Below are 9718 nucleotides of genomic sequence, written 5' to 3'. Positions count from 1 at the left end.
AGATGTTTATAAGAGACAGGTACGGCGGGCGGCCGGGCCAGGGCCCTGGCCCGCGCCTCGGACCAGCGGACCGCCGCGCCGATGGCGTGCAGCCCGTGCTCGATCCCGCCCACCACGTACGGGAAGCCGGTCTCCTGCTGCACCTTGCGCCCGAACTCCGTGACATCGGTCAGCACGTTGCTCACCACGACGACGGGCACCGGCGACTCGGCGATGCGGCGCGCGCTGGCCGAGTAGAGGGCGAAGGCGGGAGCGGGGTCGGGCGGCGCGATCCTGGGCGGCTCCGACAGCAGCATGACCAGGTCGATCTCCGGATCGGCGGTCACCACCTCCAGCGCGCGGCCGAGCAGGGTGCGGTCGATGAGGACGTAGCCGGTGACGTCGAGCGGGTTCGCCACGTTGCCGAAGGCGGGGACGATCTCCGCCAGCCGCGCCACCGTCTCGGGCGCGAACGGCGGCAGCTCCAGCCCCTCGTCCTCGGCCCGGTCCGCGATGATCTCCGAGGCGCCGCCGGATGGAGTGACGACGCCGACGCGACGCCCCGGCAGCGGCCCGGTGGAGGCGAGGAGCCCGGCCGTGATGATGAGGTCCTCCAGCGAGCGGACCCTGATCACGCCGAGCTGGCGCAGCGCGGCGTCGATGACGTCGTCGTCGCCCACCAGCGCGCCCGTGTGCGCCTGCGCGGTGTGCGAGGCCAGCTTGCTGCGGCCGATCTTGAGCGCCACGATCGGCTTGCCCGCCTCGAGGGCCCGCCGCGCGACCCGGGCGAACTCGGCCGGGTTCCTGATCGTCTCCAGGAACAGCGCGACGACCTTCGTGGCCGGGTCGTCCACCAGGTAGTCGATCACGTCGGTGACGGTGACGACCGACTCGTTGCCCATCGAGGTGAGCAGGCTGATGCCGACGTTGCGGGCCTGCGCGAAGGCCAGCACCGAGCTGGCCAGCGCGCCGCTCTGCAGCACCACGCCGACCGAGCCGCGCAGCAGCGGCTCGGGGATCGGCAGCCCGTACGGGGTCACGTCGGCGGCGGCGTTGATGTATCCGTTCCCGTTCGGCCCGAGGATCACCAGGCTGTTCTCCGCGGCGAAAGCCGCGATTTCGGACTCCAGCCGCGCCCCCTCCTCCCCGGCCTCACCGAACCCGGCCGTGAGGATCACGTAGCACCGGATCCCCAGCTTGGTCCCTTCGCGCAGCACCCCGAGCACCGCGGTCGTCGGCACCATGACGTAGGCGAGATCGACGGGCTCGGGGATCTCGGTCAGGCTGCGGAACGCGGGCGAGCCGTGCACGACCCCACCACGCGGGTTCACCAGGTGCACGGACCCGGCGAAGCCGTGCGTACGCAGGTTGAGCAGCGTGCTGATCGACCAGCCCGACTTGTCCGTCGCCCCGACCAGCGCGATCGAGCGCGGATTGAACAGCGCCTCCACCGACATGTGCGTCACTCCCCGATGAGCCCGAGCCGGGCGTGCCCCTTGATGAGGTTGCGGGCGATCGTGCGCTTCTGGATCTCGTCGGTTCCCTCGAAGATGCGCAGCAGCCGCAGCTCCCGATACCAGCGTTCGATCGGCAACTCCTTGGTGTACCCCATACCCCCGTGGATCTGCAGGACCCGGTCGACCACCTGGTTCGCCATCACGGCCCCGTTGAGCTTGGCGATCGAGGAGGCGTGCCGGGCGTCCATGCCCTCGCTGACCCGCCAGGCGGCGTACAGCGTCAGCCACTTGGCCGCCTCGATCTCCACCTGGGAGTCGGCGATCATCCACTGGATGGCCTGGTACTCCGAGATCGTCTGGCCCATGGACTTGCGGATCTTGGCGTAGTCGATGGCCATGCCCAGCATGCGCTCGGCCGAGCCGATGGCCCTGGCCGGGATCATGTAGCGGCCCTGCCCGATCCACGCCATGGCCAGCTCGAAGCCCTTGCCCAGCTCGCCCAGGATGTTCTCCTCCGGCACCCGGACGTCCTGGAACACCAGCGCGGCCGGGCCCCACTCGCCCATGGTCGGGATCGGCTCGGACTTCCAGCCCATGTCCCTGTCGACCAGGAAGCAGGTCACGCCGTACGGTTCGGCCACGGCGAACACCATGACGAAGTCGGCCTCGCTGCCGCCGGTGATGAACGTCTTCTCGCCGTTGAGCACCCACTCGCTGCCGTCCCGCGTGGCGCGGGTGCGGATGTTGCGCGCGTCGGAGCCGGCGCCGGGCTCGGTGATCGCGAAGCAGGAGCGCCGCTCGCCCTCGATGGTGGGGATCAGGTAGCGCTGCTTCTGCTCGTCGGTGCCCGCGTACAGGATGTTGTCGGCGCTGCCGCCGAACGAGAACGGCACGAACGTCCGGCCGATCTCCATGGCGATGATCGCGGACATGATCGGGCCCAGCGCCGCGCCGCCGTACTCCTCGGGGGTGTTGATGCCCCAGAACCCGGACTTCCTGGCCTTGGCGCGCAGGTCGCGCAGCACCTCGGGGTCTACTGCCGGGCGGCCCGCGCGCTCGTTGCGCAGCACCTCGGGCTCCAGCGGCATGACCTCCTTCTCGACGAAGGACCGGACGGTGTCGCGGATCTGCCGTTCCTCGGGGGTGAGCGAGAAGTCCACAGCCGCCTCCTCTGACGCTTTCTAGAATCGGTCTCTAGGAACAGATTCTAGCGGTGACAGCGCCCTGTCAAGAATCAGATTCTAGAATTTGGCGAGATATGATGCTGTCATGGCACGCAAGTCCTCGTGGGAGTGGAGCCGTACGGCCCAGACCCGCCAAAGCATGCTGCAGGCTGCTCGCGAGGTCTTCAGCGAGCACGGCTTCGCCGACTCCAACGTCTCCGAGGTGGTCGCCCGCGCCGGATCCAGCGTCGGCAGCCTCTACCATCACTTCGGCGGCAAGACCGAGCTGTTCCTGGCCCTCTACGAAGACCACCAGGCGGCCCACGAGCAGGCCTCGGCCGCCAGCGTGGCCAAGGCCAAGAAGGCCGGGGTGGACGACCCGGTCGAGCTGCTCATCGCCGGGGCCAGGGCCTACCTCGCCGGCGCCTGGGAGCGCCGCGACCTGGTCCGGCTGTTCATCGACGGCGACGGGCCGCCCGGGTTCGAGCTGATCCGGCGCACCCGGGGCCGGGAGTGGGTGCGCCAGAACGCCGTGCTGCTCGGCGCGGGCGGAGACCCGCTCGACCGGTTCACCGTGGCCGTGCTGACCAGCATCATCGGCGAGGCCGCCCGCGAGGTCGCCACCTCCGACACCGAGGAGGAGGCCACCGAGATCATCGAGGCGGCGATGTCGTTGATCCACCGCCTCGATCCTCTCAAGGTCCTCGAAGAGGGCTGATCCCACCGGACGGCCGCGACGTCAGCCGATCGTGGCGCGGCCCCGGTCGATCACCACCGTCCCGTCGTCCTTGGCGGTCCTGAACAGCACGTCGGACCCGTCCGCCCAGATCGACACCGTGAGCGACTCACCCGGGAAGACGGGGCTGGTGAACCGCCCCGACATCGCCCTGAACCGGGCCGGGTCCGACCCGGCCACCGTGTGCAGCAGCGCCCGGCCCGTCACCCCGTACGTGCACAGCCCGTGCAGGATCGGCCGGTCGAACCCGGCCCTGGCGGCGAACTCGGGATCGCTGTGCAGCGGATTGTAGTCGCCGGACAGCCGGTAGAGCAGCGCCTGATCCGGCCTGGTCGAGTAGGTCACCTTGTGGTCGGGCGCCCGGTCGGGCGCGGCCCAGGAGTCCTTCGGCCCCCGATCGCCGCCGAACCCGCCCTCGCCCCTGATGAACACCGCGCTGCGGTTGGCGATCACGACCTCGCCCGTACGCAGGTCCACGGCGGTGGCCTCGGTGGTCACCAGCGCGCCCGAGCCCTTGTCGTAGATCCCGGTCACCTTCGTCGTCGTCCGCACGCCACCGGCCGCGGGCAGCTCCGCGCGCAGCTCGAACGCCTGCTCGGCGTGGACCAGCATGGCCGGGTCGTAGTCGCCGAGCCGCCGCCCCGGCGCCTGCGCGGCCAGCACCGCGAACGTCGGCAGCACCCGCTGTCCCTTCTCGGTCGTGAACTCCAGCTCGGAGGTGCCGGCTCCGACGCCGAGCGCGTACAGCATGGTGTCCTTCGAGGTCCACGTGCGCTCGTGCGCCGGGCCCTCGACGCCGATCAGGCTGTGGTCGAGCGCCATGTCAGTCCTCCCGTCCGGGGATGCGGCCGTTGGTGAGCGCGTTCGGCGCGGCCTTGTCCACCAGCGCGGGGATCACGGAGCCCAGCTCGGCCGGGTCCCACCGGCCGCCCTTGTCCACGCCCGGGCCGGCGTGCCAGCCCTCGGCCACGCTGATCACGCCGGCCCGCACGTTGAACACGCGCCCAGTGATGGCCCTGGCCTCCGCGCTGGACAGCCACACCACCAGCGGCGCGATGTCGTCGGGGTCGGCGCCGGTGGCGCCCGCGGGCATCAGGTTCTCCGTCATGCGGGTGAGCGCGGCGGGGGCGACCGCGTTCACGGTCACGCCGTAGCGCTCCAGCTCGCGGGCCGCGATCACGGTCAGCCCGGCGATGCCCGCCTTGGCGGCGCCGTAGTTTCCCTGCCCGGGGTTACCGTAGATGCCGGAGGACGAGGTCGTGTTGATGATCCGCGCATCCACCCGCTCGCCCGACTTCGCCTTGTTCCGCCAGTAGGCGGCGGCATGGCGCAGCGGAGCGAACGTGCCACGCAGGTGCACCCTGATCACGGCGTCCCACTCGTCGGCGGTCATGTTGACGAGCATCCGGTCGCGCAGGATGCCCGCGTTGTTGACCAGCACGTCCAGCGTCCCGAAATGCTCGACGGCCGAGCGCACCAGCCGCTCGGCGCCGTCGAAGTCCGAGACGTCCTCGCCGTTGACCAGGGCCTGGCCGCCCATGGCCTCGATCTCCGCCACCACCTCGGCCGCGGCCCCGGAGGCCCCGGTGCCGTCCACCTCCGCGCCCAGGTCGTTGACCACCACCTTCGCGCCCTGCCTGGCGAACTCCAGCGCGTGCCCGCGCCCGATCCCCCTGGCCGCGCCCGTGACGATCACCACGCGACCTTCGACGATCCCACTCATCCGACACCTCGATCCTTGACCGGCTGACGATGTGAACTAGATTCTAGTATTAAAATCTAGAAAGGACACAGCCCTTGCTGGCTACGACCACTCCCGTCGGTTACGCCTGGCGCACGCTGTCGGTGGTGAGCCTGGCCAGCGTGCTGACCGGACTCGGCGGCAGCGCCATCAACGTCGCGCTTCCCGAGATCGCCAGGCACACCGGAGCCGACGCCACGGCCGCGGGCTGGATCCTCCTGGGGTTCCAGTTGACCACGACCGTCCTCATGGTGGTATTCGGCCGCCTGGCGGATCTGTTCGGCAGGCGCCGAATGTACCTCTTAGGGCTGGCCACGTACACGGTGGCGGCTCTCCTCGCCGGCGCGGCGCCGAACGCGTGGCTGATCGTGGCCATGCGCGTGGTCCAGGCGGTGGGCGCGGCCATGCTGCTCACCAACAGCGCCGCCCTGGTCAGCGCCGCCTTCCCGCGCGAGCGGCTGGGGGAGGGGATGGGGGTCTACATCGCCTCCTTCTCGATCGCCGGGCTGATCGGGCCGACGCTCGGCGGCGTGCTCGCCGAGAGCCTGGGCTGGCGGTGGGTGTTCTGGTTCAACGTGCCGATCGGGCTGATCTGCCTGGTCTGGGGCGCGATCGTGCTGCGGCCGACGCCACCGGACGGACGCGCGCGCGGGCTCGACCTGCCGGGGAACGTTCTCGTGCTGGTCACGCTGGGCGGGCTGCTGCTGGCGCTGTCGGAGTTCACCAGGCTGGGCTGGGGGCACCCTGTGGTCCTGGCCGGGCTGGCGGGCTTCGTCGTGGGGCTGCCGCTGTTCCTCATCCAGGAGTCGCGGGCGGCGCATCCGGTCGTGGACATGAGCCTGTTCCGCGACCGGGCGTTCGCCTTCGGCACGCTCGCGTCGTTCCTGAACGCGGTCGCGCGCATGGGCATGGTCTTCCTCGTCGCGCTCTACTTCCAGGCCGTGCGGGGCGACGATCCCGTACAGGCCGGGTTGAAGGTGCTGCCGCTGGCCATCGCGGCGATGATCGCGTCGGTGAGCTCGGGCTTCCTGCAGCGCCTGATGAGCGCCCGGACGCTGGCCGTGGCCGGGGCCTCGGCGACGACCTGCGGGCTGCTCACGATGCTCGCCGTGATGTCCTCGGCCACCCCGTACCCGGCGGTGGCCGGCGCGCTGGTGCTCATCGGGCTCGGGTCGGGCGTGTTCCTGCCCTCCAACACCACCGCCATCCTGGACGGCCTGCCCTCGGAACGGCTCGGCATCGTCAACGCCATGCGTCTCATGCTGCAGAACACCGGCAACGTCGTGGGCACCGGCCTGGTCCTGTCCATCATCACCGCGCCCCTGCCCGCCGCGCTGCACCAGAGCGTCTTCGCCGGCACGCTCTCGCAGCTCCAGGGCGGAGCGATCGAGCAGCTCGTGACCGGCTACCGCTGGGCGCTCGGCTCGATGGCCGCGATCTCGGTGCTCACCGTGCTGGCCTGCCTGGCCCGGCGCAAGGCCGGCTGACCGGGCCGGGTACGGTTGCTGACGTGGTTGAACGCACCCAGGCTCAGCGGCACGTCTACCTCCGGACGGTCAGATTCGCCGACATCGACTCCCAGGGCCACGTGAACAACGTGCGCTTCCTCGACTACCTGGAGGACGCCCGCTTCGGCATGTTCCACATCGATCCGCACAACGCGGGCGACGAGCCGTTCAAGGGTCTGGTCGTCACCCGCCACGAGATCGATTACCGCCGCCCGCTCGGCTTCCGCGCCGAGCCGGTGCGCGTCGAGTCCTGGGTCACGGAGGTCAGGCCGGTGCGCTTCACGCTGCACTACGAGATCCTCGACGACGAGGGCGTCTACGTCACGGCCAGGTCGGTGATCGCGGCCTACGACGTCGAGCGGGAGGCCCCGCGCAGGCTCAACGAGAGCGAGCTGGCCTATCTCAAGCGATTCGCCGAACCGGCCTAGCCGCTATCGCAAATCCCCTCGTTACCGGAAGATCAGATTATGAAGCGCTGGTTGATGCTGGCATTGGGCGTCAACGCCCACGCCAGCGTCACCTTAGGACTCTTCGGCCTGCCCCTGGTCATGCCCGAGATAGAGCGACATTTCGGTGTTCCGATGCCGGTGGCCGGAATCATTGCCAACGCCCCGGCCATCGGCATTCTGTTAGCACTCGTCGCGTGGGGCGCGCTGGCTGACCGGCACGGCGAGCGGCTGGTGCTCGGCACCGGGGTGGGGCTGGCGGCCGTGCTGTTCGCCGCCGTGGCCTACGTCGAGCAGACCTGGGTGGTGATCGCGCTGCTCGCGCTGGCGGGCGCGGCGGGCTCGGCCGCGATGGTCGGCGGCGGGCGGATCGTGCTGCGCTGGTTCGAGCCGCCGGAGCGCGGCGTGGCCATGGGCCTGCGCCAGGTGTCCTTCACCCTCGGCATGGCCGTCGGCGCGTTCGCCCTCCCGCCGGTCGCGCGGGCGTACGGGCTGCCGGGCGTGCTCGTCGTGTGCGCGTGCGTGAGCCTGCTGGCCGCCACGCTGGCCGCGCTCCTGCTGGCCGAACCGCCGCACGACATCGCCGGGTCGGGCACGGCGCCCGCCGGGACGCCGTACCGGCAGCCCGCGCTGTGGCGGGTGCACGCCACCAGCGCGCTGCACGTGGTCCCGCAGATCGTGGTCAGCACGTACGGCGTGAGCTGCCTCGTCAAGCTCTACGGCTGGGACAGCGTGGGCGCCGGCCAGCTCTTCGGGGTGGCGGCGATCGGCGGGGCCGCGGTGCGCATCGCGGTCGGACGCTGGTCCGACCGGACCGGCCTGCGCATGCGGCCCCTCTTGCTGATCACCTTCGTCAACGTGGGCGTGCTGGTGCTGCTGGCCGCCGGCACGATCGGCCGCACCTGGCTCGGGCCCGTCATGATCGCCCTGGCCGCGGTGATGACCGTGGCCGGCAACGGGCTCGCCTACCTCGCGGCGGGCGAGCTCGCCGGGCCCGCCTGGGCGGGCCGGGTGCTCGGCACCCACAACACCGTCCAGAACTCCGTCTCCCTGGCCGTGGTCCCGCTGGCCGGGGTGCTGATGGCGAACGCGGGCATGTGGACGGGCTTCGCCGCCGGCCTGGCGTGCGCGGTGCTCTCGCTGCCCGTCATCCCCTTTCGCGGAGAGCGCCCGCAGGGGCTATGACTCGCGGCGCAGCCACACCGCGGTGTCCGGGGGCAGCAGCCCTCTCTTGATCGGGCCGCTCGACAGCAGCACGCTGTCGTGCTCGGGCAGGCGTACGGACTTCGGGCCGCAGTTGACGGCGCAGATCAGCGAGCCGCGGGTGAAGAAAAGCGCTCCCTCGGGAGACTTCAGCCACTCCAGCGTATAAGGAATGGATCTGGCCAGGTCACGGCGGCAGGCCAGGGCCTGGCGGTAGAACTCCAGCGTGGAGTCCGAGTCGCCCTCCTGCTTCTCGACGCTCAGCTCCGCGAACGTCGCCGGCTGCGGCAGCCACGGCTCCACCCCGCCGGGCGAGAACCCGTGCGAGGGCGGGTCGACCGTCCACGGGATCGGCACCCGGCAGCCGTCGCGTCCGGGCAGCTTGCCCTGCGACTGGAGGAAGACCGGGTCCTGCCTGGCCTCGTCCGGCAGGTCGGTCACCTCGGGCAACCCGAGCTCCTCGCCCTGGTAGAGGTAGGCGGAGCCGGGCAGGGCCAGCATCGTCAGCAGCGCCGCCCTGGACCGCGCGAGCCCCGTGCCGGGGTCGGCGGTCTCGTAGCGGGTGCGGTGGCGTACGACGTCGTGGTTGGACAGCACCCACGTCGCGAACGGCACCGCGGCGAGGGTGTCCTCGATCACCTTCCGGAACGCCGTCGGCGACCACGGCGCCTGCAGCCAGGCGAAGTTGAAGCTCTGATGCAGCTCGTCGGGCCGAAGGTAGAGCGCGAGGTCCTCGGAGCTGTCCGTCCACACCTCGCCCACGGCCATCCGCTCGCCCGGATAGCCGTCGAGCACCTTGCGCCACTCGCGATAGACCTCGTGCACCTCGGGCTGCCCCCACACGGGCGAGACCGCCTTGAACGACTGGTCGCCCACGTCCGGCAGCCCCTCGGCCTTGTAGAGCCCCATCGCCACGTCGATCCGGAACCCGTCCACCCCGCGATCCAGCCAGAACCGCAGGATGTCGAGGAACTCGCGGTGCACCTCGGGATTGCGCCAGTTGAAGTCGGGCTGCCCCGGCGCGAACAGGTGCAGGTACGACTGCCCGTCCGCCACCTTCGTCCACGCGGGCCCGCTGAAGGTGGACTGCCAGTTGTTGGTCTTGTCGCGGAAGATGTAGCGCTCGCGCTTCTCGCCGCGTAGCGCCGCCTGGAACCACGGGTGCTCGGAGGAGCTGTGGTTGGGCACGATGTCCACCAGCACCTTCAGCCCGAGCCGGTGGGCGTCGGACACCAGCGACTCGAAGTCGGCCAGCGTGCCGAACAGCGGATCGACGTCCCGGTAGTCGGCCACGTCATAGCCGCCGTCGGCCATGGGGGAGGGGTAGAACGGCGTCAGCCAGACGGCGTCCACCCCGAGCCGCGCGAGGTACGGCAGGCGCTCGCGCACTCCGGCCAGGTCGCCGACGCCGTCTCCAGAGGCGTCGGCGAAGCTGCGAACGTAGATCTCGTAGACGACGGCGTCGCGCCACCAGGGGATATCCAT

The 9718-nt window shown here is 70.7% G+C and carries 9 protein-coding genes; 4 read left to right on the top strand and 5 right to left on the bottom strand.

What is annotated here, in order from left to right:
• Both ETD85_RS34810 and ETD85_RS34805 read right to left on the bottom strand, forming a co-directional pair.
• The coding region (locus tag ETD85_RS34810) for an acetate--CoA ligase family protein (protein WP_138694065.1) at window positions 1-1436 on the bottom strand (1436 nt) is incomplete at its 3' end.
• 5 nt (window positions 1437-1441) lie between these two features.
• A complete protein-coding gene (locus ETD85_RS34805; RefSeq protein ID WP_138694064.1) occupies window positions 1442-2596 on the bottom strand; it encodes an acyl-CoA dehydrogenase family protein in 1155 nt (384 codons plus the stop codon).
• Window positions 2597-2705: 109 nt separating this feature from the next.
• Between ETD85_RS34805 and ETD85_RS34800 the strand changes: the two genes are divergently transcribed.
• Window positions 2706-3317, top strand: a complete 612-nt coding sequence (locus ETD85_RS34800; RefSeq protein ID WP_138694063.1) for a TetR/AcrR family transcriptional regulator — start codon at window positions 2706-2708, stop codon at window positions 3315-3317.
• Window positions 3318-3338: 21 nt separating this feature from the next.
• Here the strand turns inward: ETD85_RS34800 and ETD85_RS34795 are convergent, their stop codons facing one another.
• Together ETD85_RS34795 and ETD85_RS34790 are read right to left on the bottom strand one after the other, a co-directional pair.
• Window positions 3339-4157: a MaoC/PaaZ C-terminal domain-containing protein gene (locus tag ETD85_RS34795; RefSeq protein WP_138694062.1), complete on the bottom strand. Its 819-nt coding sequence runs from the start codon at window positions 4155-4157 to the stop codon at window positions 3339-3341.
• 1 nt (window position 4158) lies between these two features.
• Window positions 4159-5058 carry an SDR family oxidoreductase gene (locus tag ETD85_RS34790; RefSeq protein WP_138694061.1) on the bottom strand — a complete coding sequence of 300 codons (900 nt, stop codon included), beginning with the start codon at window positions 5056-5058 and terminating at the stop codon, window positions 4159-4161.
• Window positions 5059-5132: 74 nt separating this feature from the next.
• Here ETD85_RS34790 and ETD85_RS34785 point away from each other — a divergent pair, with 74 nt between their 5' ends.
• Genes ETD85_RS34785 through ETD85_RS34775 form a run of 3 tightly spaced genes read left to right on the top strand, consistent with a single transcriptional unit; the run spans window position 5133 to window position 8215 of the window.
• A complete protein-coding gene (locus ETD85_RS34785) occupies window positions 5133-6563 on the top strand; it encodes an MFS transporter (RefSeq protein ID WP_138694060.1) in 1431 nt (476 codons plus the stop codon).
• A gap of 23 nt (window positions 6564-6586) precedes the next feature.
• Window positions 6587-7012, top strand: coding sequence for an acyl-CoA thioesterase (locus ETD85_RS34780; protein WP_206058978.1), 426 nt, complete (start codon window positions 6587-6589; stop codon window positions 7010-7012).
• Window positions 7013-7051: 39 nt separating this feature from the next.
• The gene (locus ETD85_RS34775) at window positions 7052-8215 is read left to right on the top strand and encodes an MFS transporter (RefSeq protein WP_138694059.1); all 1164 of its coding nucleotides are present in this window, start codon (window positions 7052-7054) and stop codon (window positions 8213-8215) included.
• Here the strand turns inward: ETD85_RS34775 and ETD85_RS34770 are convergent.
• Window positions 8210-9718: a glycoside hydrolase family 13 protein gene (locus tag ETD85_RS34770; protein WP_138694058.1), complete on the bottom strand. Its 1509-nt coding sequence runs from the start codon at window positions 9716-9718 to the stop codon at window positions 8210-8212. The genes ETD85_RS34775 and ETD85_RS34770 overlap by 6 nt on opposite strands.

Source organism: Nonomuraea zeae, from assembly GCF_005889725.1.
GTDB classification, from domain to species: Bacteria; Actinomycetota; Actinomycetes; order Streptosporangiales; family Streptosporangiaceae; genus Nonomuraea; species Nonomuraea zeae.
Note: the sequence above shows the minus strand (reverse complement) of the source record. Positions and strands in the feature narration are given on the sequence as shown.